Below are 24,692 nucleotides of genomic sequence, written 5' to 3' on the forward strand. Positions count from 1 at the left end.
ATCAAAAATTATACACCTGATGAGCGATCGCTGGCTCATACCAAATCTTATCAACGAAATGTCTAATGGGACTTAAACAAAAATAGAGGAAAAAGCAGACGTGAATAACAGCAGGAAATTTGCTTACGGCAAGCCTGGATTGTTCCAAGCATTGGAAACTATAATCCCGATCGCTATAATATCGATATTGACCAGCAATGCTTGCCTCGCACAAATTATACCTGATACCACGTTGGGAAATCAAAACTCCCGCGTGATGAGTGGTGTCAACATTAAAGGAAATGGGGCTGACTTAATTGAAGGTGGTGTTCAAAGCGGAACCAACCTTTTTCATAGTTTTGCAGAATTTAATGTCAACAATGGGCAGAGGATATATTTTGCCAACCCTACAGGCATTGCTAATATTTTGAGCCGAGTTACTGGCAATAACCCTTCTAATATTTTGGGTACTTTGGGCGTAAATGGTGCAGCTAATTTATTTTTGCTCAATCCCAATGGAATTATTTTTGGCCCAAATGCCCAGCTAGATATTCAAGGTTCATTCCTGGCTACCACAGCTAACAGTTTTCAGTTTCCTGATGGTAGTGAATTTAGTGCTACTAATCCCCAAGCGCCGCCACTGTTAACAATGACTGTACCTGTGGGTGTGCAGTTTGGTTCACAGCAAACGGCAAGTATTACTAATCAAGGGAATTTGGTAATAGGAAAGGATTTAACGCTGAATGCAGAGAATCTGGATTTACAAGGACAACTCCAGGCTGGTGGTAATTTAACATTACAAGCGCAGGACACTTTAAAAGTTAGAGATAGCGCAACTAATCCTTTCATTGCAGCTGCGGGTGGGAATATGTTATTGCAGTCTGAAAATACCATTGTCCGTGATGCATATTTTTGGGCTGGAGGTAATTTTAGAATAGAAAAACTGAATGGCCATTTAGGTGAACTGTCTAGTTATGATTTTAATAATGGCGTTTTGTCTTTTTACCCTCTAGTAATTCGCGCTAGTGGGGATGTGAGTTTCGATAGTTACACAGGAGCATCTTTGCACATTCTAGCGGGTGGGAGTGTCAATATTTACGGTGACGTTACAATCTCTGGCGTAGACACCACAAGCAATTCTATTCAAGAAACTGTCACGCTGTCGGATGGAAAAACAGAGATAGACATTGATGGTAACGCTACACCAACACTCGATATCAGAGCAGGGGTAAATTCCAATTATATTGGAACTCCAGGATTTACACCCAATTTGTCAATTGGATTCAATGGGCAAAATCCTAATACAACCAATGAATCAACAAATGCAAATATTACCATTCAAGGTACTATTTCTAATATTTCAGGCTCTAAATCTAATAGTGAGCAGATATTTATAACTAATCAGTATAAACCCAATACAAAATTGGCGGGTGATATTACAACAGGAATAATCTCTACTGATGGTGATGTCACTGTTGATTCGCGGGGTGATATTACAACTAATGGTAAAATTAATACAAATGCAGATATTATATCTCAAACTCCTAGTAGGATTGCTGGAAATGTCACGATTCTATCTAGAGGTGATATCCATATTTTAAAGAATATAGAAGCCTCTAGTAATAGAGATACAGATAATTATAATGAGATCACTATTAATTCTAAGGAAGGTTCCGTTTATTTAAATGGTTCTAATTTAGATGTAACCAATACTGGTTCAGGCTATGCAGGAAATATCTATATTCATGCTAATGACAAAATATCGATTCTTAATGGCAGTAAGATAATGAGTCAGGGAAATTTTGGTTATATTGACATTGATACAGGCAGTTTGTCTGTGAATAATTCTGAAATAAATACTAATAATAATGGTTCAGAGTATGCAGGATTTATCATAATTAATGCCAGTGACAAAATATCGATTCTTAATGGCAGTAAGATAATGAGTCAGGGAAATTTTGGTTATATTGACATTGATACAGGCAGTTTGTCTGTGAATAATTCTGAAATAAATACTAATAATAATGGTTCAGAGTATGCAGGATTTATCATAATTAATGCCAGTGACAAAATATCGATTCTCAACGGCAGCAAGATAATGAGTCAGGGAAATTATGGCTTTATTATGATTAATACAGGCAGTTTGTCTCTGAATAATTCTGCAATAAATACTAATAATGGTTCAGAGAATGCAGTAGTTGACAGTATGAATGCTAGTGGAAAAACAAAAAATACCCCACCATCCAGTAATGTAAACCAGGATGCAGGATCTATCATAATTAAGGCCAACGATCAAATATCGATTCTCAACGGTAGCAAGATAAATAGTGAGGGAAATTCTGGTTATATTGACATTGATACAGGCAGTTTGTCTGTGAATGATTCTGAAATAAATACTAATAATAATGGTTCAGATAAGGCAGGATATATCACAATCAATGCTAGTAATCAAATATCTATTCTTGACAACAGCTATATATTGAGCCTGGGAAATGGTGGACAGATATTTATTGGCAGTGATGATAAAATATCTCCGACTAAAAGCGTTACTATTGATAATTCTTTTCTGAGTACAGATAATTTCTCATCTAATGGTGGTAATGCGGGCAATATAAAAATATACGCTATTGCAGAAGTTTCGATTAAAAACAGTTTTATATTCAGTGGCATAGGCCAGACCATAAAAAATCAAAGCCGCAATACTGACAAAAGTAATGCAAATGGTGGAACTGTAAATATTGAATCACAAGGCTTAGTAAGTTTAGACAACTCAAAGATATTTAGTGATATCTTTTCTTCAGAGGCACAGGGTAGTCCAGGACAAATTAAAATCTCAGCAGGCTCACTAATTATCAACAATGGGTCTAAATTAGACACCTCCACATCTGGTCAAGGGAATGCAGGCGATGTGACTATTAATGTTTTCGATTCCATTTCACTAAAAAATAGTGTAATTTCCAGTAGTGTTAGAGACACAGCAACAGGCAGAGGTGGAAATATTAATATTACTGCTCATTCCCTGACTGCTGCTGATGGAGGAAAAATAGAGGCTAAGAGTGAAGGCAACGGAGATGCTGGCGATATCAATATCACAACACAAAATTTGCAGCTTCGTCGCAAAAGCCAAATTTCCACTACAGCCAACACACAAGGATCTGGTGGTAAAGGCGGTAACATCACAATTACTGCCAAGGATGGATTTGTTGTCACAGTTCCAACAGAAGACAGCGATATCATTGCCAATGCCTTTGGTGGACAAGGAGGCAAGATTAAGATTACCGCCAACCGCGTTCTAGGATTTCAAAATCGGGGAAAGTTGAGTTCAGCAGAACTGAATAAAATTGAAACCAATGGCATCAGTGATATCAGCGCTAGTTCTGATGTAGTAGGTGCAGACGGGGAGGTAGCTATTGAAGCCCTTAGTATTGACCCTAGTCAGGGACTTGTCGCATTGCCGACAACCTTAGTAGACCCCTCTAGATTAATTGCCCAAGGCTGTAGCTCTAACAACAGTAGCGTTGCTAAGGGGCAGAGTGAATTTGTGATCACTGGACGTGGTGGACTACCGCCGAGTCCTGATGATACTCTCAAGCCAGGGGCTATTTTACCTAAATGGGTAGTAAATAATACTGCTAATTATAGTAATAATCCTGAAAATATGACTGTAAAAGAAATGAATTTAAGGCAATTATCATCAAATACTTCCGCCCCTTTAGTAGAAGCAGTAGGTATGGTACGCAGTGCGAATGGAGATATTGTTTTGACTGCTCAATCAACAACGACTACTTTGTTGCAGTCGGGGTTATCTACTCAAGCCTGTAATGTTACTCAAGGGAATGTCCGATGATCGACAACTGGCTGGGTAGGCGATCGCCCAATCTATATCTATACTATTCAAATAAGGTCTATATATTATTCCTGCTAACAGGGCTAATCCTTGGCTTTTATCCACAATCCTTAGCGGCTCAACAGGCTCCCATTGAGGTAAAACCGCCTTCAATACAACCACTACCCCAACCACAACCTCTACCAGAACTACCGCCTCCAGAACAACTATTACCCACTGCACCCCAGTCACCAACTCAACCAGATGTTAATCCGCAGACATTAGCACAAACGTTGGTTGTAGAACGGTTTGAGTTTGTGGGGAATACAGTTTTTAGCACCCAAGAACTGGCGAAGTTGACGGCTCCTTACCTCAAACGCCCAATTACCTTTAATGATTTACTCAAGCTACGTTTAGAACTGACGAAATTATATATAGATAGAGGCTATATTACCTCTGGAGTAATTATTCCTCCCCAAACTGTGAAAGCAGGGGTAGTGGTAATGCAGGCGGTAGAAGGAAGTTTAGAAAAGATAAATGTTACAGGTACGCGCCGCCTCAACCCCAGCTATATACGCGATCGCCTAGCGATCGCTGCTGGTAAACCATTATCCCGCGATCGCCTACTTGCAGGATTGCAACTATTACAACTCGATCCTTTAATTAAAAGTATATCTACTGACTTACAAGCTGGCATACGTCCGGGTACGAATATTTTAGAAGTTAAAGTTACTGAAGCCGATTCTTTTAGCACTCAATTAGTACTAGATAACCAACGCAGTCCGAGTGTGGGAAGTTTTCGGCGGCGCATCAATCTTACCCAAGCCAATTTATTAGGGTTAGGAGACGGTTTAAGTGTTGGTTATACCAATACTGATGGTAGTAATGGCTTTGATGTTAGCTATAGCCTACCAGTCAACCCACGCAACGGTAAGCTGATTTTTACCTATGGCAATACTAATAGTGATGTTATAGAGCGTCCTTTTAACTCCTTGGATATTAATTCTCAGTCTAGTTACTACGAGTTAACCTTTCGTCAACCCCTTTTACAAACTCCCAGTCAAGAGTTCACTTTAGGAATTACCGCCAGCCACCAAGCAAGTCAAACATTTTTAGGTTATAACGACATCGGCGCGTTTCCGCTAGCGGTTGGTGCTGATAACCAAGGAAGGACGAGGGTTTCTGCTATCCGATTTTTTCAAGAATGGACTCAACGCAGTGGCCAACAAGTAATAGCAGCGCGATCGCAATTTAGTCTCGGCTTGGGTATTTTAGGAGCCACAATCAATCAAGATGAACCCGATAGCCGTTTTTTTAGCTGGCGAGGACAAGCACAATGGTTGCGCCAGCTAGCGCCCGATACCTTAGTGCTGCTGCAAGCTGATATGCAATTAGCAGATAGAAAACTCTTAGGACTGGAACAATTTGGCATCGGTGGACAAACAACTGTGCGCGGATACCGTCAGGATCAACTCTTGACAGATAATGGTGTGCAAGCAACCGCAGAAATTCGCTTACCGATTCTGCGAGTTCCTCAAGGAGTCTTGCAACTCACGCCTTTTGCAGATATAGGTACTGGCTGGAATCATGGCGGCTCAAATCCCCGTAATAACACTTTAATCGGTACCGGAATAGGCTTGCTGTGGCGACAGGGTAATAATTTTACTGCACGTTTTGATTGGGGTATCCCACTAACATCAGTTAATTCTCAGAATGATAAAACATGGCAAGAAAACGGTTTGTATTTCTCTGTTATATATACACCTTTTTAAATCGGGGATTGATGCTAAGAGTGAAAAATTTTTCTCAGAAACAACGCCAAAGATTCTGGTATGGACTTTTGGCTTGTCTGACAACTTTACTATGTATATTCGGTTCGCCTGTGGTGGCTCGTGATGTGGTAAGTCAAGGGTTGACTGCATCTGTGGTTGCTTCTTTTTATCAAGAGGAAGCAGCTAAAAATCTTTATATGTCAGGACGATTTGCAGAAGCAGTAAAGCTATTACAGCAAGCCTATCAAACAAGTGGGAACCAAGTAGAAAAGGCGGTGATTCTGAGTAATTTGGCTCTCAACTTGCACCAATTAGGCCGCATTGATGAAGCAAGTGGGGCAATTGAAGAAGCGATCGCTATCTTACAAAATACTGCCAATTCACCACCAGTTTGGGCGCAAGTTTGGGATATCAAAGGTAATCTGGAACTAGCACAGGGTAAAGCTCAAGCAGCTTTGTCATCCTGGGAAACAGCCGCATCGCTCTACCAACAATTAAAAGATAGCAATAGAGCTATCCTCGCCCAAATTAACCAAGCACAAGCATTGCAGGCTTTAGGACTCTATCGCCGAGAGATTTCTCTACTCCAGAGTTTGACAACGGATCTGCAAAAACAACCAGACTCTCTGGCTAAGGCGGCTAGTTTTCGCAACTTGGGTGAGGCGCTGGCGTTGGCTGGGGATATCGATCGGGCAAAAAAACATTTACAACAAAGTCTGGAGATTGCTCAAAAACTGCGATCGGCAGAAACCATTGCTACAGCTTACCTGAGTTTGGGTAATCTCGCTTATATTCCCGGTAGCAGCATAGAACAAAAAAAGACTGCTCTGGCTTATTACGAAAAAGCAGCTATTTCATCAACTACTGCAACTAGCAAAATCCCATCTCAACTTAACTGTTTACGCCTGTTGATTGAGTTGGAACAATGGCCAGCCGCTCAAGCATTATATCCCGAAATTCAAAGTCAAATTGCTAACCTGCCGCTTGGCCGTTCGGCGATTTACGCTCAGGTAAATTTGGCTCAACGCCTTTTAGAAATGAGGCAGAAATTCCCTGAACCCAACCCAGAAACAATTGCTAAAATCCTGGCTGTGGCACGTCAGCAGGCGCAACAATTGGAAGATGTACGCTCAGAGTCTTTTGTATTAGGTAATCTTGGACACTTGTATGAATTATCTCAACAATGGTCTATAGCCCAGGATTTGACCACACAGGCGCTAAATTTGTCACAGTCAATTCAAGCATCAGATATCGCCTATCGTTGGCAGTGGCAACTGGGACGTATTCTTTGCCAAGGTAAACCCCAGTGCGATCGCCAGGGAGATATTACAGGAGCCATCGCTGCCTATCAACAAGCATTTAATACTCTACAAAATATCCGTAGCGATTTGATTGCTACGAATAAAAATGTGCAGTTTTCTTTTCGGGAAACGGTAGAACCTGTATATCGCCGTTTAGTAGATTTATTACTTCAATCATCAGCACCAAGTCAAGAGAATTTAACACAGGCTCGTAATGTAATTGAAGCGCTGCAAGTGGCGAAATTACAAAACTATTTGCGGCAAGCTTGTGAAGATACGAAATTAGCACTCGATAAGGTGATTGACTCCCAAGACCAAACATCTGCTGTTATTTATGCAATTATTTTAAACGATCGTTTAGAAGTTATTCTCAAGCGACCGAATAAAAAACTTAGCCATTATGCTACCCCGCCTCAACAGAAAATTGAGGAAGTTGTCAGCCGACTATATGAAAATCTGCAAGAAGATGGTAGTTATGAAGAAGTACAACAGGATGGTCAAAAAGTTTATAACTGGCTGATTCAACCAATAGAAAAAGACTTAAAGGATAGCAAAATTAAAAATTTGATTTTTGTTTTGGATGGCCCTTTAAGAAAAATCCCGATGGCTAGTCTCTATGATGGACAACAGTATCTAGTAGAAAAATATGCTGTATCCTTAGCTTTGGGGTTACAAGTACGCGAACCCATTGCTTTAGATAGATCGAAAATCAAAATTCTGGCTGCCAGCTTAACTCAACCACCAAATAACACAGAATTTTCTGGTTTTTCTCGGTTAACAAATGTTGAGCAAGAAATCAAGGAGATTAAAAAGACGGGATTAGCCGTTAACTGGATCGCCGATCGAGTATTTACTACAAAAAACTTTAACAAAAAACTAAATTCTACTAATTTTGACGTAGTACATTTAGCAACCCACGGTCTATTTAGTGCAAATCGAGAAAATACTTTTGTGGTGACAGCAGATGGAAAGTTGAAGATAGATGAATTCGATCGATTGTTTCTTACCCAAAAACAAAACCGTACTCACAGAATTGAGTTACTGGTTCTTAGTGCTTGCCAGACAGCTACAGGTAATGACCAAGCAGTGATGGGTATTGCTGGAACTACAGTTCAAGCTGGGGCTAGTAGTGCGATCGCCAGTTTGTGGGATTTAGACGATGAAGCCAGCGTTCCATTCATTAAAGAATTTTATACACATCTAGGACAACCCAACATCAGCAGAGCCGAAGCACTTCGTCTCGCACAACAAGCTCTACTGAAAAACCCTAAATATGACCACCCTCGTTATTGGGCCCCCTATGTCTTAGTTGGTAGTTGGCTTTGATGTCAAAAAGCTCCTAAATCTAAAAATTCAGTAATTCCTGTTTTACATCGTCTTTAAATTGTAAATGACCCAAATCCGACAAGGTAAGAGCAGATGAGTACAGTAATGTCAAACAATTTCTAAAAATGAGCATTAATACTCAATATGAATAGCTTTAAAGATGCATTTATTTCTTATGGAAGAGCAGATAGCAAAGATTTTGCAACTAAGCTGCATCAGCGACTTGTAGAAGCAGACTTGAAAATTTGGTTTGACCAAAATGATATTCCTTTGGGTGTTGATTTCCAAAATCAAATAGATGATGGAATTGATAAATCAGACAATTTTCTCTTTATCATTGCGCCTCACTCAATCAACTCCATTTATTGCGGTAAAGAAATAGACTTAGCACTCCGCCGGAATAAACGCATTATTCCCTTACTCCATGTAGAGCAAATTACTCAGGAAATTTGGCAGCAACGCAATCCTAGAGGTGAAGCAAGTCACTGGGAAGAATATAAAGCCAAGGGGTCACATTCCAGTTTTCCCAATATGCATCCAGCTATTGGCAAGATTAACTGGGTATACTTCCGTGAAGGTATAGATGACTTTGAGAAATCCTTTGCGGGACTGCTAGAGCTATTTTCCCGTCATCAAGAGTATGTGCGTCAACACACCTACTTTTTAGCCAAAGCCATAGAGTGGGAACAAAAACAACAAAAGTCACAATACCTGTTAGTTGGTGAAGAACGGATACAAGCTGAAGACTGGCTGAAAATTCGGTTTCAACACGAGCAACCGCCCTGTGAACCTACGGATTTACACTGTGCTTTAATTTGTCAGAGTATCAAAAATGCTAACAACCTGATGACTCAGGTGTTCCTCTCCTACTCAGAAAAAGAGAGGCCATTTATGGAGAAAATTGCCAAAATCTTGATGCGAGAAAGCTTCACGGTTTGGACAAATAAAACAGATATTCAGTCTGGATCGGATTTTGTCGAGTCAATTTATCGAGGTATTGAGGAAGCAGACAATCTGGTTTTTCTGATGTCTGCGGCCTCTTTGCAATCAGAATACTGTCAAATGGAACTGTCTCATGCTTTCTCTCTGAAAAAGCGGGTCATTCCTTTGTCGATCGAACAAGTAGACCTAGAGCAAATTCCTGTCGAATTACGTACCTTGCACTTTATCGACTTTACAGAGCAACAACCGCAGGGAAAAAACTCTGCCAATATTGACCAGCTAATTAATATACTGTTTCAAGATACAGCTTACTACGAACAGCATAAAATTTTATTAGTCAAAGCTCTCAAGTGGGAACGACAAAAACGCAATTCTAGTATTTTGTTGCGGAGTCACAATCTCCGTAATGCTGAAGCTTGGTTAAAGGTAGCTAAACAAAAAACGCAACATCTGCCCATACCTTTGCAAGTAGAGTTCATCACTGAAAGCCTCAAGCAACCACCAGAGGCGGCGCTGGACGTATTTATTTCTTACTCTCGTGCTGATTCTGACTTTGCACGCAAGCTCAACGATACATTGCAAATTCAAAACAAGACTACTTGGTTCGATCAGGAAAGTATCGCCTCTGGTAGTGACTTTGAGCAAGAAATTTACCGAGGAATAGAAAGCGCCAACAACTTCTTATTTATTATTTCACCCGACTCTATCAGTTCACCCTACTGCAAGGCTGAGGTAGAGTACGCGATGAATTTGCATAAGCGAATCGTTACTGTTTTGTATCGGGAAATGAGCATTGCAGATATTCACTCAGGGTTAGCAAAAGTGCAATGGATTGATTTTTGCAAGCATGGCGCAGATTTTCTGACCAAATTTGGGGAATTAACTAGAACACTAGATGCAGATCCAGATTACGTGCGATCGCACACGCGTCTTTTTTTAAAAGCGAAGGAGTGGGGCGATCGCAAACGTGATGATAGTTTTTTGCTGCGGGGTAAAGATTTAGTCGCTTCTGAGGAATGGTTGAAGCAGTCTGTTGACAAACAACCAGCCCCCACCACTCTACAACTAGAGTATCTTGCCGCCAGTCGCGCTCTCCCCTATCGGAAAATCAAGCTCCGCACTGTGCTGCTGAGTAGCTTGGTTGTGACAACGGTAATGTTCATTGCTAGATTTCTCGGATTCACCGAGCCTTTAGAACTAGCAGCTTATGACCAGATGATGTCCTTACGTCCTGATGAACCCAAGGACGAACGATTTTTAATGGTCGATGTAGATCCCGAAAGTCTTGAGAAGTTGAATGAATCCGGGAGATATCCAGGTGGTAAAGGTTCTATTCCTGATGCCGCTCTAGACGATTTACTCAAAAATCTTTCCCAACATCAACCTAGTATGATTGGGCTGGATTTTATCCGTGATTTTCCGGCTGAGGATAGCCTAAAACAACGTTTGCAGCAAACGAAAAACTTCATTTCGGTCTGTAAAAACAGTTATGAAAATAATCGGGGTGAAAAAATTCTTGGCTTTAAACACGCACCAGAAGTCCTGTTAGAGCAAGTTGGCTTTAGTGACTTAGTTGATGACGATGCTAAAGGTGGTCGTTTTGTGCGCCGACAATACTTGATGCAAAAGCCAGACCCTAAATATTGCAATACACCGGAAGCTTTGAGTCTAGTAATTGCTCGTCGCTATCTACAAGCCAAGGGTCAGCCTTTCACCTCTCCTCTAAATCCCGAAACCAAAGCTTATGACCAACCGATGCAGTTTGGTAAAACAGTGATTCCCCAACTACTGGGATTGGGAGGTGGCTATCAAGACATGGATAATCAGCTTCAAGGTTATCAAACGATGCTCAAATATCGTACTTTTGGCCGCGACCCCAATAATTTCGCGCCTAGAGTCAATATTTTGGCAGTTTTGGACAATAAAGTTTCTGCTGAACAAATTAGAAATCGGATTGTACTGATTGGCTTTACTGACAGGCAAAACAGACAAGCTGATTACTGGAGTACACCCTATGGTGACGTTGCTGGAGTAACGTTGCATGGGCAAACCATCAGCCAAATCTTGAGTGCGACCTTAGATAATCGCTCCCTCATTTGGTGGTGGCCTCTTGGTTATGAAACAATCTGGATGTTTGGCTGGGCTTTGGTAGGTGCTATTGTATGTTGGCGATTTAACCGCAATCTTTACACAGGTATAGCTGTAGGATTTTCTACAGGAAATTTATACACTATATGCTCCGTAATTTTAGTGGCTCAAAGCGGCTGGATACCTTTTATTCCAGCATTTTTAGCATTAATGTTTGCTGGAGCATCAGTATTATACTTAACTAATCGACTCCGTAAAAGTTAAGTCAAAAAATCAGCAGACTAAGAGGAAATTGCAAAATGCTTCGTCCACAATTATCGATTCCGCGGTCAACTATTTTGATCTGCACTCTGACAACTGTTTTTTATTTTAATTTTTTGTCTCCTATTTTTGTTCGCAAAGCCCAAGCACAGAATGTCTTTGAGCGTATTGGCCAGATGTTTAATGGTTCTAGAGCCGAGGGAAATGCGTCTGGACGATCGCGAGGAGGAGCAACGCGATCGCAATGCTCTCAAATAAATAGCAACAATCTCATTGCCTTAGTTTCTAATAACAATGGAGGCTTGACTACTCAGGATTATCCCCAGTTCTGGTTTTATTTACCCTTTGGAGGAAATTCCCAGTCACCTCCAGCTAAATTTAGATTATTAGATGAACAGAAAAAGTCTGTTTTGACAAAGCCTCTACTGTTCTCTTTATCAGAAAAAAAAGGCATTGTCAGCATTAGTCTTCCCTCTACCGAAAAACCATTATTGATTGGAAAAAAATATCATTGGTACTTCAAAATTGCTTGTGTCAATACTCAGGGATCTAACACAAATATTAGCGTGAATGGTTGGGTAAAACGAGTGGGAGCGAGTCCTAAACTAGTAACAAAAATTAAGCAAACAGCATATCAACACCAGTACATTCCTTATGCAGAAAATAACATTTGGTATGAAACTGTTAGCCAACTTGCTCAGAACCGGGTTGCTAATCAGCAGGAATGGGCTAATTTACTATCACTTTTTAAACTTGAAGAGTTTGTTAATTCACCTGTTTTTGAACTCAACCTACAAAAGTAGTAAGAAAAATCATTTGATATGGAAAAAATAGTAGTCATTTTATTTAAAAAATCATAATTTTTTAAATAAAAAGTGTGACTTTATACACTTTAATTCCCGGACATGGAAAAATTTTTTAGCTTGAGTTTCAATGAAGGGCAGACAGCAACAGTTGCTACAGTATCCGAAGCAGGAGAATTGTCTGATGCGCTTGAGCAAATGGGGCTGGTTGGTTCCCATCCGATTTTAGTTATCGTTGGTGGTGCAAGTCAGATGAGCGAAGCGGACTTTGTACGTATCCAAGGCTTGTTTATAGAAGTATTAGCCCCAATAGCGCAACGTTTAGGAGCATATATTGTCGATGGTGGTACAGATGCGGGAGTAATGCAATTGATAGGTAATGCTCGTCATCAAATCAATGCTCAATTTCCGCTGATTGGGGTAGCGCCTACAGGAAAAGTCATTCTACCCAATCAGACTGAATCTACTGATGATGCTGCACTTTTAGAACCGCATCATACTCATTTTATCCTAGTCCCTGGCCATAATTGGGGTGATGAATCTGCTTGGATAGTACAAGTAGCAACCATGCTAGCTGGTGGCGCACCTTCGGTAACAATGCTGATAAATGGTGGAGAAATTACCTTTCTTGACGCTGCTAACAGCGTCATCGCCGGACGCTTGGTGATGGTAATAGCAGGTAGTGGTAGAACAGCCGATAAACTTGTCTGTGCATTAAATGGAGAAGCTACAGATGAACGTGCTGAAAAATTAGCTGCTTCTGGTAAGTTGCAAACCATTGATTTAGAAGCGGATTGGGAAAAGTTAACTCATACAATTACACATTTACTTTCTACTTAACAAAATACCTCTGCCAAAAAATGGCATTTAATTATGGACTGTCTAAACACTCATCAGTCTGAGTCCCTAGTTCGTTTAATTGCAGAAAAAGAAAGTTTGGATATTGACTTGGGTATTAAAGGAGAAAGTGGCATCCTCAAGTCTATGAAATCCCGTGCAGCTTTTTTAAGTGACCCAACACATCGAATTATTTTTCATTACACACCCAAATATTCTTCATGGCTTAATCAAATTGAAATTTGGTTCAGTATCTTGGTTCGCAAGTTACTCAGAAGAGCCAGTTTCGTCAGTCAGGATGATTTGAAAAATCGAATCCTCAAGTTTATCGACTACTTTAATCAAACAATGGCTAAACCTTTTAAATGGATTTCTAAGGGTAAAGTTTTGGCTATTTAATCGTCTGTTTATTTCCGCCGAACTGTACTAGAAGCTTTTGAGAAATTTAAAACTATGGCTAAGAAACAAGACTATAGTCAATACCTTAGACAGATATTCTGTGGACTGATTGACCAACTCGACTTGTCAGATTTGCGAAAAGACTTTCTGAAAAATCGCTGGCTCGACCAAGTTATGTGGCTGGAGGGAAAAGCCACTAAAGAACGCAATGCTCATCACAACCTCAGAATGATTACCATCATTGGCGGGGTAATTGTCCCGGCACTAATTGGTTTTCAGAAGGGGAACCAAAAGTGGCAAGAAATTGTCGGCTGGTCGGCTTTCGGTTTAAGTCAGGTAGTAGCCGTTTCTGCTGCGGTTGAAGAGTTTTTTGGTCATGGTGAGAAGTACCGCAACTATCGTAATACTGCCGAAGGCTTGAAAATTGAGGGGTGGCAATTTTTCCAAATGGCTGGCCCCTATCGTCAATTTAATGCCCACTCCGATGCTTACACCATTTTTGCTGAACGCGTCGAACAGTATATTCAGCAAGACTTACAGGGCTTTATTTCCCAGTTAACAGAACGACAAGAGGCAGGCAATAAGCAGACACAAGAAACAGTCACAAAGAATGCTGAACTTGCCCTAGAAAAGCTCAACGAGCAGTTGCAATTACGGACACAGTATGAAGCCCAACTTAAGGAACTAGAAACCGAGAAACAGCGCGTCCAAGCCGAAAGGCAGCAGTTGGAACAAGAGCGCGATAACGAAAAACCAGCACTTCTGGCAGCTCAAGTGGACTCAGATAAGCAATCTGACTTAAATGCTGTTGGTAATTTATCCCAAGAGGACGAAGAAGATCGTGACAGCACCAGCCTCAACGCTGATTCAGTACAGTATCTCAGTGCTAACGAGATTCTGGCTAAGATTAAGAGCAATCCTATAAGCAGGAACGTTACAGCAACAAACCAGCTCACCGAAACTAAACAAGTCTCCACAAGTATACCTATGTGTGGAGTTGAGCTAATTAAAAAGTTTGAAGGTTGCTATCTTGATGCATACAAAGATCCTTTAAGTGGAGGGCTACCGATCACAATTGGCTGGGGTACGACCAGGAAACGTGATGGTAGCCCGTGGTACATGGGAGAGAGAATTTCCCAACAACAAGCGGATGAACTGTTGATTTATCAGTTGGAAACAAGTTACTTACCCGATTTAATGAAAATACCTTGCTGGAGCGAACTTAACCCTCACCAACAAGGTGCCTTACTCAGTTTTGGCTACAACTTGGGGAGTAAATTTTACGGTCTCTCTAATTTTGAGTCAATGACTAGAGTCTTAAAGAATAAGGATTGGGCTAATATCCGCGAAACTTTCATCAAGTATCGCAATCCTGGATCAAATGTTGAGCAAGGACTTAGGAGACGAAGAGAAGCTGAAGCTGACCTATTCCTGAAACCCTACGTTTAATGGTTTAGCATTTAAAGTTTGAGGAATTAAGTTACAGCTCTTCCTGCTGCTATGAGGTACAGATATTTGGGATGCTATTAGTAGTCTGTCAAGGTAGTAATGAAAAGTTTGTAGTAAGCACAAAGCGTGCTTAGAAAATAAGGACTGAAGTCCTTACTACGAACTTTCTTACCCGACTATTAGCACAGTTCAACGATAATTCAATCAATTAGTGTACCTTATAACTTCGGGAAGTGTAGTAGCGGAAACAGTAGAGAATCACAATTAATCTGCTTCAGTAGACAGAAAATGAAGGCACTCACCGCAAAACACGACTATGATTCGTAACAGCAAAAAGTATTCGATTAATGTAGACAAAATGGGGCAAGATGTTGCGATTAGCATTTCTTTGGAAATAGAAATCAGTCCTGAGCTAATCGATCTGGTGTTGCGTGACTTAAGAAGCGATGCCAGAGACTTTAATGAAGCCCGCATCCTGACTGAAATCATCCGCGACCCTATAATCATCTCTAGCCTCTGCCAACACATAGAAGAGGTTAAAAATCAAGACATTAGATATAAAGAAACTCCGCATGAAGACATGAATAATCAACATCTAACAAATCCAAACTGGAGCTTGAACACAGCAAACTATACTTCAAACGGCTCATAGCTGGACTTTTTAAAAGCGAATGCAAGTGCTGAGTGTTCAAGCTTTTGAAGGTTATTGAAAAGTAAAGCTCCAAGCGTTTTTTACTATAACAAAATTTTGCCGTTTCTTATTTATCTATGAACAGTTACAAGTAAATATCATACAAATGGCTAATATTGTATCTATTGAAGAAAAATATACAGAACTATGGCAAGGCTGCAAGGTGCAATCAAATCTCTTGCCAGAGTTAGAAAAAATTGCTGAGAAGCTGTATTACGATCGCGGCTTTTACGAGAAAATCGAGTGGTACTATCCCAACTTACCTTGGTATTGGGCAGGAATCTTACATGCTAAGACGGATTTCCAGGGTTCTACAGAATTCTTCGAGCAAGTCACGCACAAGCTGAGTAAGATTCAGGGCGAACAGATACCAGCAAAGCTCTCATCTCGCTTACTCGCCTTCGATGCGTGCAACGACTTCCAGGGCAAAGATAGCCAGGGAATTACGCCGTTTGTTTGGTCTGGGACTAATCACACCAACACTATTGATTCGGCTGCTGGTTGTGCGGCAATTTTGTATTTTCTGCAAGCGATAGGACTCAAAGATGACCAGACCGAGCGGGGACAGTTTAATCTGAAGGTGACTTCTGACTCAGTATTTAAAAGCTGCTCATTGCCCTCCAACAAGCTCGATGCATCAGAAAAAACCAGTGTGAAAGCGGGGAAACAGTTGGAAATTACCGAGGTGGCGATCGCAGATGCTCAACATCTCCGAGTCATGCTCAAAGCTCCAGTTCAGGATCGGCGCATTTGGTTTATCTATGGTGGACATGTCCAGATTGACGGCTGCAAAATCGCCACAGTCCAGACCAAGCCTAAAACTCTAGCAGAGAAAATCGTTGCCTATTGCCAGAAGAAGGGCTACAAAATTTACAAAGAACTTGGATACAAGAATATTATCTACATCGAAGGCATGAATCCCGACGGAACGCTCAATGACAACGCCCTCAATGTCTGGAACGACCTCCGCATCGTAATTGAGTTTAAAAACGGCAAGCCTGAAATGATTGGTTGTTGGGAAGCCACAACCAACCCAGGTAAGTACTATACGTACAATCCCTTGAACTCCAAAGGTGCGGCAATTATCGCCTTTGGGCAGTACACCGCATGGCAGGTAGGAACTCACGGACAGGCTTCTCCTCATGAAGCTCTTGTGCAAACTGGTGGTTCGGTCACCGTCCATCGCGATGCAAATCGGTCAGGCACGCGCGATGCAGGTGACTCCATTGACTCAGGTCATTTTGGCATTAACCAACATTGGGGAGGTGATAACCCTAAGTCCGACGTAGGAAGATGGAGCGCTGGCTGTCAAGTAGGCAGGACAAAACAGGGACATCGTGAGTTCATGGCTATCGTTAAATCAGACCCACGCTACCAAGCTAACCGTAGTTTCACCTTCACTAGTACCATTATTGACGGCAAAGACCTCCTAGCACAGTTCCCTGCAAGTTGATGTTCTCCTGACGAACCGAACCATCTGTTGCGATCGCCTGCGAATTTTTCGTAAATAAAAGGGTTTAAGACCGATACCTCTAAAGGTAGTCCCAGCTTCAGTCGGGGCTTAAATCCCCGTCTGAAACTGTCTAAAATGTTTGAATTTTGAATTGTTAACCCTCTCGAAGGGAAAAAGGTTATGGCACTGGGGGGTTAGGTTTGAAAGAAATTGGTGTTAATAATCATACTTTTCAAACATCCTCTAAGAGCTAAAGCCAGCCTGTTATCAAACATAGACTTTTTAAGCAAAGTTCTGTGCCGGACACTAATAAGCATGAAATTAGATTCTCAAACATCTATCATTTCAAAACAGAGCGCTCTCGCCTTAGATATACGGTCAATTTTTTGGCAGCAATGGCAACAGTATCGAGATTATCTTTATCGTTGCTGCGTCAAGTGGATAGGTGGAAACCCAACGGATGCTGAAGATGCGCTCAGTCGGGCAATGCTGAAAGCTTGGGAAAAGCTGCAAAAGTATCGGGGGGAAATTACTAATTTTAAAGCTTGGCTGACGACGCTGGCTCATAATCTCTGCGTGGATATTCATCGAGAACGCAGTCGGGGCGCGAATAGAGTTGAGGATATAGATACAATTCCAGAAGAACAAGGGCTGGTTTCCTTTGACGATACGCCCCTAAGCGCTTTGGAGATAGGCGAGAAAAAGATTGTTATTCGCAGTGCGATCGCTAACTTACCAACAAGGCTGCGCGAGACGTTTATCCTGCACTTTTATCAAGAACTATCTTATCCAGTTTTTTTTGAGTCAAACTTCCTCTAAGCTGCTTTATTCCAAAGGGAACTTTATCGAAGAATTCCAAAAGGTAAGCAAGAAAACGTCTAGAGAGATAAAGGCGAAAAGAAATGAACTGGATTTCCCTCTCGTGAGAAATCCGAATCTTGTTATTGAGTCGGGCGGGGCATCCAAGCTGAAAAAAATCTCTAACTTGGAAAATTCAGAAAGCGATCGCCCGATTCGTCTTAAGAATAGAATACGTCACTTTTTAAGAGACAAGTGGCTGAAGGAAAAGCAAGAGAGGAAAAAGCTTAGACCTAGACAAACGCAGCACAAAAAACAGAAAGAGAAGAAACAAGAGACGGGCTAGATACTGCCCGATACAAAGCAAACTAAAAAAAGGAGAACGACATGGAAGCGTCACGGACGACACTTGTTCTAATATCACCAGACAAAGACCTAGTGGAACGAAACCAAAGAAAAATCTGTCTGCGTAAGTTAGCGACAAACTTCACCCACCAACTTTATTACTTCACTGTAAAAAAAGACTTTGAACAGAACAAACCACCTAATAGAAGGGTAATACTATACGAGGTCGGTGACATCAACGACAACAAAGAACACGCAAAGATGACCTCCTACACCGGATCTCTCCCACTAGGGATCGACCACATCATCGTATCCGCCCACGGCTCTGAATTCTCTCCCACGTTTACACCTGAGAAATACAAGTTCAAACCGGTGGTAGACCCTACCATACCAACGAACTATAAGACACAAATGAGCCACATCACCGGCAGCAATTTCTTCGAGTATCTCTGCGGGGGAAACATAATAAAGCAAGGAATGACTGTGCAAGCGATAGATTTTTTCGTATGCAATTTAGGTCGCGGAAACTTTTTGAAGGAGTTCGGGGATGCATGCTCTGACAACAACATTAACGAGTCAAACATAGACAAGCACATTAAGGTACAAAAGATAAGAGCGAGCAACTTTTACGTGGAGAGAAACATGGGTGGAACAATGGGATTCTCCGAATCCCATCCAGACCTAAAAAGTGGCGATATAGACCCACTCCAAAAGCACCCCCCACAGGTCTTAGATAGCCCTAAGATAGATAAATACAATGTAATGCTCGACGACAAAACACTGCGAGGAATCTCGAAGACCGTGTTATTCAGCGTAAAAAATCCCAGCTAAAACAGCAAACCAAAAACCAAAACCCACAAAAAAAGGAGCAAACAATGGACGTAAATGAACTCGGCATGGACACAAGATTTTTGGATCCGGGAACAGTGCTAACGAACAATCAGCACTAACCCCCACAAAACGCACAAGTAGGCATCACGGCACCTAACACGACTTTGCAGCAGCAGTCGGTAGAGTTTGAGGGAGTGCGATCGCCTCCTTTGCTGCTTTTCGTAATGGGTTCGTGGAGTGCATTAGAGTTAGGGAAAAAACTTGTCACTCGAAAAATTCAGAAACTGCTTCTGGGATTCGTCTTAAAAGTGCGATCGTTGAGAAAAACGTAAAGTTTTAGGAAAAACTCAAATATCTATCACTTACCTTCATAACAAGTTTATGGGTTAGTGCAGGGGTATGAATATCTCAACAAGCGCGAGTAATTGCGTTATGAGCCAACGTTTGCAGTAGTCATAAAGAAACTGAGGTCTTGGCGTTACCCTCCGTTCTTTTCTGGAAAACTTTCTTCAGTTCAAATCATTAGGAGTAAATATTACAATGGCTAAAGTAGCTAGCACAGATGAGGTTAAAGCTGACATTTATGTTGGCGCTCAAATTGAGATCAACAAGCAAACAGTCGATCTCATGCCCAAAATTCCCATCAACAAGACTAAGGACTATGGTATTGAGTTTGAACTTCCCCGACCTTTGGAAATCGGTGAGCTGGGAAAGGCTCTAAGATCCATTGCAGTTCAGGATTTGGGAATGAAGCCAGAAGCCTTGCAATTCTTGGACGATAAAGAACCTACAGGAATCAAACCCTTTGATAATCTAATTCAAAAGGTCGTCACTGCTCAATTGACAATTAGAGCTTTGTATTACAAGCAGTATCCAAAAGAAGCAACGGCACAGTACTTCAAAGAGCATGACGACCAAAAAGACAAAGCTGGGCAAAGTGAATATTTGTTTGCTGCCAGTGCTAGTTGCCCAACAGATCTGGAGAAATCAGGTGACTTTTTCAAATTCAACGGATTATTCGTTGTGGTTGCCAAAGGGATTGAAGAGAAGAGAGTGACAAAAGTCATAGAAGAGTCCATTAAGGGAGTCCAAGCTGCTCTTCCAGCAGCCAAAGAGCCTGCTCTTTTACCAGGTACAGGCATAAATTCTGCTCCTTCCGCCAAAATTAACGAAGATGAAACAACTTAAACGCTAAAGAGGATAACGTTTAATACCTCGATCTGATTGATTGGCAAGCTCTCTAAAATTGTAAGATTTTGGATTGTGTCTTGCGCTCAATCTGGCCATCCTGAATCTGCTGTAGGCTGAGGTTTTACTCAACCTACAGCCTCAAGGACATTATCAGGATGAATCGCTACCTCTGTTAACTGGTGTTAGCTGGAAACGCCTAATGTCAGTGTCATGACTAACATTTATTCCTAGAAATTCAAGCCTCTATTCTTCTCTAGAGAATCTGCTTGCCCCATGAGTTTGTTACCATGCGCGATCGCTATTTAATGGTTCCCATTGAAGTCAATGCCCTCTGTCTATCTAAGAGTGAATTACTCGCCGGGGCAATGGCAGACTTTAGTCGGTTGCCATATTTTGATGGACAACGAGATGTCAATACTCACGTCACTAACATTAGTGAATCCATTGTTACGGCTCCTTTTCAAAACTGCAACTTTCTAGCCCCTGCGGGTACTCATTTACATTGGCGATTACCGAAAGCACTGTGTAAAGGCAAGCAAGAAGAGGGAAAAAGCCCACAATTTCCAGCAGTTCCCAATCGTTGGTTAATTACCCGTCGGGGAGGGACACTCAATCCTAAAGCTTGGGTTGTTGAAAGTGACTATCTGTGGCCTGAGAAAAGTACCCCTAAAAATGTTTGTATTCCCTTTCCCACCAAGCCTGATGAAGGCAAATATCAACCCTTTCGCTTTTTAGGTCGCCAAGTACCACTCAACGATTGGCCTTTAAAGGATGCACTCGCAGAATATTGGGGAAACCAGTTAACTGCAATTGGCTATGGCGATCCTGCTTTTGCTGCATTTTATCCCAACGCCTATAGCGTTTTTGGCTGCTATGATGCCGAAGTTCAGGAAGCAACTGAGAAACTTAACTATGATGTCTGGGGATGGTACAGCGATCCAGAACGAGATTATCTCAAGCAGTTTTTACAGAACATTTCAAAATTAGGAAAATCATTCAAAGCGGCTTTAGAAGATGAACTCAAATGGATTGTCAATGGAGATGAACAACCCACTCAGATGCTCTGCTATGGTCGCCTGACCTTCCAGAAAGCGTTATCCAACAAAGCCCAATCTGAGGGTGATACACTGGTCACAATTGCGCTGGCGAATACCGGGACAGAAGCTTTATCTGCGTATCTAGCCGAGCAAGTCACCACAAAACAGCCAACCCCACGGGTATCCAAACAGGCACTAGAGAACTATTTAGAAGCGCTACAACTGTCCGCCACCCTGGAGGGGCATCACTTAGACTTAGACACTCGGCTCAGGGAAGCCCGCCATGAAAAAGGATTCACAGGATTAGCGGCAGGTGTCCTCTGGCGTATCGAAAAAGTAGACCCTAAAAAGGATTGGGACATTCCATCTGAAAATGAAGCGTCTGGCAATCCTTTATCGACTGCCAGGAATGCCTCTGAACTCTCGATTCCCGATGAGCTTGCCAGCGCACTTTTGCACCTTAATAAGTTGCAAGAGGAATACAATCGAGCGCTTCACGAAATAGAGTCCCGGCAAGACCAACTCTTTGCGGATTGGTATAAGTACATCGTTTGTGCCTATCCGCCGATTGGTCGCCTGAGTGAGTATCCCAGACCAGATCGAGTCAAGCACTTTATCCAGACTCAAGGCATTGCTGCCTTAGATCGCCTGAAATCTGAAACAGGCATCTTAACTTTAGAAACCGATGATAAAGGAAAAGCGATCGGGGCTACTGCTTCACCAGAGACTCCTGCAAATAATCAGAATTCGTTAGCGTACCAAATTGCTGACTCTATCAATCTTATTGTCCAGCAATTAGATAATTTATTCCCAACTGACACCAGAACTCCATCACAGATCGCCTATCAACTGCAACCTCTTCCTGCACCTCGTTATTGGCAGCCTAATGAACCAGTCGTTATGGTGGTTGGAGAAGCGGCAAGGTTTACTGCCCCCCCTATTTCTGCCGATCAACCCCTGGCTTGTACCCTCTGGAACCCAGAACCATCAAGCTTTGCACAACAAATCGCATCTTTTTGGCGCGGTCAGCTTCAAGTCAATCCTGAAGCTGTTAATGAACTACTGAACGCATTAGATCGGCAGATTGCTCAATTAATTGGAACTGACTCAGTAAAGCACCCAGGGCAGACCATCTGGCAAGAACAACCGTGGAATCCCTTCATACTGGAGTGGGAAGTTGCGTTCTACCCTACTAAAGGGCAAAGTAGTAACCTTTCATCCAATCGCAACTATCCAACCAATTTTCTGACCCGTCACTATCAGCTCAATGATAACGCGATTGATCTAAAACCCCAGAAGATCGAAGACAACTTCAGCGACAGCACAATTGTCCAGGATATCTACAGTGGTCGGAGTTTCCTCAGCAGCCATGCGACCCTGCAACACGAAGACCGAATCACTGATTACTTCAGCAAGCAGCCTGTTTTTGAGCACTACTGCCAACAGAAACAACTGTCCCAAGCAAATTTCTTTCCAACACAGGTAAACAATTTTATTGAATGGTTACAAACTGAATTGCTCCTTCCAGGTAGTCAGTATTCTGAGTCGCAGAAGGCGCAATATGCGATCTACATATCGCTGTTACGTGCTTATCAGGAACTGCGGCAGACTGTGTGCCTCTCCCAGTGTTTGAGCGGATTGAACCAGGCATTGTTAGGACGGCGGCAAACTTTACAACTCGACATTACCGATCCTCTTGGCTTTCCAAAGTACCAAAGCTTTGCTGACTTGGTGAACAGCGCCGTAGCCAGCCATATCATTAGTGCGCCGCAACCGCTGAATTTTTTCAATCCCATTCGAGCCGGAAGCCTCAAGGTGTTGCGGCTGCGCCTGGTTGATACCTTTGGACAGAGCCAAAACCTACAATGGCAACGCACCCTCACGCCAGACCATCTCAAACCCACTCTTATCCATACAAAGGACTACAACACAACCAGGCAGTCCATTGAGCCTACAGAAGCCATTGCCCTACCACCCCGTTTAGTGCAGGGAACCCGACTTAATTTCCGTTGGCTTTCTGGCAATCCTAACTATGAAGGAGAAGCCTCGTCTCATCCATGCTTAAACCCCATCTGCGGGTGGATTCTGCCCGATTTTATTGACAACACTTTGGAAATTTACGATGCAGCAGGTCACTCATTAGGGGAAATAGAAATCCGTCAAGCTGGAGAAGAGCGTTGGCGCAGTGCGCCCCAGACGACCCACACCCTTGAAAGCATTGAGAACCCCTATTTGAAGCGAGTATTGAAGACGCTGTGCGGAGGAGATGATACTGATTCCACCGCAACAGATAGGTTTTTAGAGGAATTTATACAAGCAGTGCGGACGGCATGGGACAACATTGAACCGGAGGATGTAGATCGTGACCCTGCGATCGCACTCATCATGGGGCAACCCATTGCAGTGGTCAGAGCGACGCTCAATCTACAATTACAGGGACAACCTGCCATCAACCAGGATTGGTCAGTTTTTCGACAAGATTTAGAACGCACAGAGCGGGAAACAAATCAATTTGAGCAGGTACAATTTCCCATTCGCCTGGGAGATTATCGCAAACTCAGTGATGGACTGGTGGGCTACTGGCTAGAGGACGACGCTGGCAACCTCAGTCAGCAGGTTTATATTGCCCAAGCACAGGGTGTAAACCATGAGCGAATTGTCACCAAGCCACATCTGTTTTACCAAACAGTACAGGCTGCTCCCCAAGTCGTGACAGCACTGATCGATCCTAGAGCGAAAGTCCATGCGGTAACGGGAATTGCGCCCACAAAAGACATTTCCATTCCCAAAGAACATTATGTGGATGCCCTGAAGACCATTTCAATTTCCTTTTTAACGGCTCCGATCCTAACGCCCCGCAGAATGCATTTACCCCTCCCTGAAGAACAGGGCTACACTTGGTCTTGGTTTGAGCAGGATGAAGCTCAAAGTTGGTCTGAAATTTCCACGATCGGCGAGATTACGCGAGAAGCGTTTATCCAATATCTTCAACCCCAAATTCAATCATGCAGCCAAACTTCGGAACAGGATTTGAGTGGAGAAACCATTTGGGAACATCTGCTTAATGAGGTGAGTTGGCTGATAGTAGAGAACGATAAAGTGCTAGTAACGCCCTATGACAAGCGATCGCAACCCCAGCTAGAGAAACCTTATCAAAGATGGCAAAAACAAATTGAAACAGCGTTGGATGTATGTGCAGTAAAAATTCGTCCAGTGCAGATGGAGGCGGTTTTTGCCAAACAGGAGTTACGGGAAGGTTGGCTCAAGTTGAAGAAGACTAAACACCAAACCAACAGTTCTTGAACTCATTTAAGGTTGTATTTCTCACGACTTAACGCTTTGCTGAATAGCAACTATTGAAAA

14 protein-coding genes and 1 pseudogene are annotated in these 24,692 nt (G+C 42.2%); all 15 read left to right on the forward strand.

The genetic code is table 11. From position 1 onward, the window contains the following. The first annotated feature begins 100 nt into the window (after positions 1-100). The 15 genes and pseudogenes from VF06_RS23840 (at position 101) to VF06_RS23915 (ending at position 24,632) form a co-directional block, all read left to right on the forward strand. Positions 101-3,826 (forward strand): two-partner secretion domain-containing protein, encoded by a 3,726-nt coding sequence (locus tag VF06_RS23840; protein WP_099068152.1) that lies wholly within the window; start codon positions 101-103, stop codon positions 3,824-3,826. After that, positions 3,823-5,577, forward strand: a complete 1,755-nt coding sequence (locus VF06_RS23845) for a ShlB/FhaC/HecB family hemolysin secretion/activation protein (RefSeq protein WP_180267399.1) — start codon at positions 3,823-3,825, stop codon at positions 5,575-5,577. The genes VF06_RS23840 and VF06_RS23845 overlap by 4 nt, the downstream gene beginning before the upstream one ends. An 11-nt stretch (positions 5,578-5,588) precedes the next feature. Next, positions 5,589-8,204, forward strand: a complete 2,616-nt coding sequence (locus VF06_RS23850; RefSeq protein ID WP_099068187.1) for a CHAT domain-containing protein — start codon at positions 5,589-5,591, stop codon at positions 8,202-8,204. A gap of 144 nt (positions 8,205-8,348) precedes the next feature. Further along, on the forward strand, positions 8,349-11,498 hold the full coding sequence (locus VF06_RS23855) for a TIR domain-containing protein (RefSeq protein WP_099068151.1): 3,150 nt from the start codon (positions 8,349-8,351) through the stop codon (positions 11,496-11,498). Positions 11,499-11,533: 35 nt separating this feature from the next. Then, complete coding sequence (locus VF06_RS23860; RefSeq protein WP_099068150.1) at positions 11,534-12,298, forward strand: DUF928 domain-containing protein; 765 nt, start codon at positions 11,534-11,536, stop codon at positions 12,296-12,298. 102 nt (positions 12,299-12,400) lie between these two features. Beyond that, complete coding sequence (locus VF06_RS23865; RefSeq protein WP_099068149.1) at positions 12,401-13,138, forward strand: TRP family putative cation channel; 738 nt, start codon at positions 12,401-12,403, stop codon at positions 13,136-13,138. A gap of 24 nt (positions 13,139-13,162) precedes the next feature. Further along, positions 13,163-13,534: pseudogene (locus VF06_RS23870) on the forward strand (transposase); the annotation flags it as partial. Positions 13,535-13,588: 54 nt separating this feature from the next. Then, positions 13,589-14,983 carry a DUF4231 domain-containing protein gene (locus VF06_RS42155; protein ID WP_218963796.1) on the forward strand — a complete coding sequence of 465 codons (1,395 nt, stop codon included), beginning with the start codon at positions 13,589-13,591 and terminating at the stop codon, positions 14,981-14,983. Between the two features lie 316 nt (positions 14,984-15,299). Then, positions 15,300-15,635 carry a hypothetical protein gene (locus tag VF06_RS23885; RefSeq protein ID WP_099068148.1) on the forward strand — a complete coding sequence of 112 codons (336 nt, stop codon included), beginning with the start codon at positions 15,300-15,302 and terminating at the stop codon, positions 15,633-15,635. A 145-nt stretch (positions 15,636-15,780) separates the two neighbouring features. After that, positions 15,781-17,127, forward strand: a complete 1,347-nt coding sequence (locus VF06_RS23890; RefSeq protein ID WP_099068147.1) for a hypothetical protein — start codon at positions 15,781-15,783, stop codon at positions 17,125-17,127. A gap of 315 nt (positions 17,128-17,442) precedes the next feature. Then, a complete protein-coding gene (locus VF06_RS23895; protein WP_099068146.1) occupies positions 17,443-17,946 on the forward strand; it encodes an RNA polymerase sigma factor in 504 nt (167 codons plus the stop codon). Then, positions 17,927-18,271 (forward strand): hypothetical protein, encoded by a 345-nt coding sequence (locus VF06_RS23900; protein WP_099068145.1) that lies wholly within the window; start codon positions 17,927-17,929, stop codon positions 18,269-18,271. Before VF06_RS23895 ends, VF06_RS23900 begins: the two co-directional genes overlap by 20 nt. A gap of 41 nt (positions 18,272-18,312) precedes the next feature. Continuing rightward, positions 18,313-19,101 (forward strand): hypothetical protein, encoded by a 789-nt coding sequence (locus VF06_RS23905; RefSeq protein WP_099068144.1) that lies wholly within the window; start codon positions 18,313-18,315, stop codon positions 19,099-19,101. Between the two features lie 540 nt (positions 19,102-19,641). After that, the gene (locus VF06_RS23910; protein ID WP_099068143.1) at positions 19,642-20,289 is read left to right on the forward strand and encodes a hypothetical protein; all 648 of its coding nucleotides are present in this window, start codon (positions 19,642-19,644) and stop codon (positions 20,287-20,289) included. Between the two features lie 269 nt (positions 20,290-20,558). Beyond that, a complete protein-coding gene (locus VF06_RS23915) occupies positions 20,559-24,632 on the forward strand; it encodes a hypothetical protein (RefSeq protein WP_143861740.1) in 4,074 nt (1,357 codons plus the stop codon). Positions 24,633-24,692: the final 60 nt, after the last annotated feature.

The sequence above is a fragment of the Nostoc linckia z4 genome (assembly GCF_002608075.1).
In the GTDB taxonomy this organism is placed as follows: domain Bacteria; phylum Cyanobacteriota; class Cyanobacteriia; order Cyanobacteriales; family Nostocaceae; genus Nostoc; species Nostoc linckia.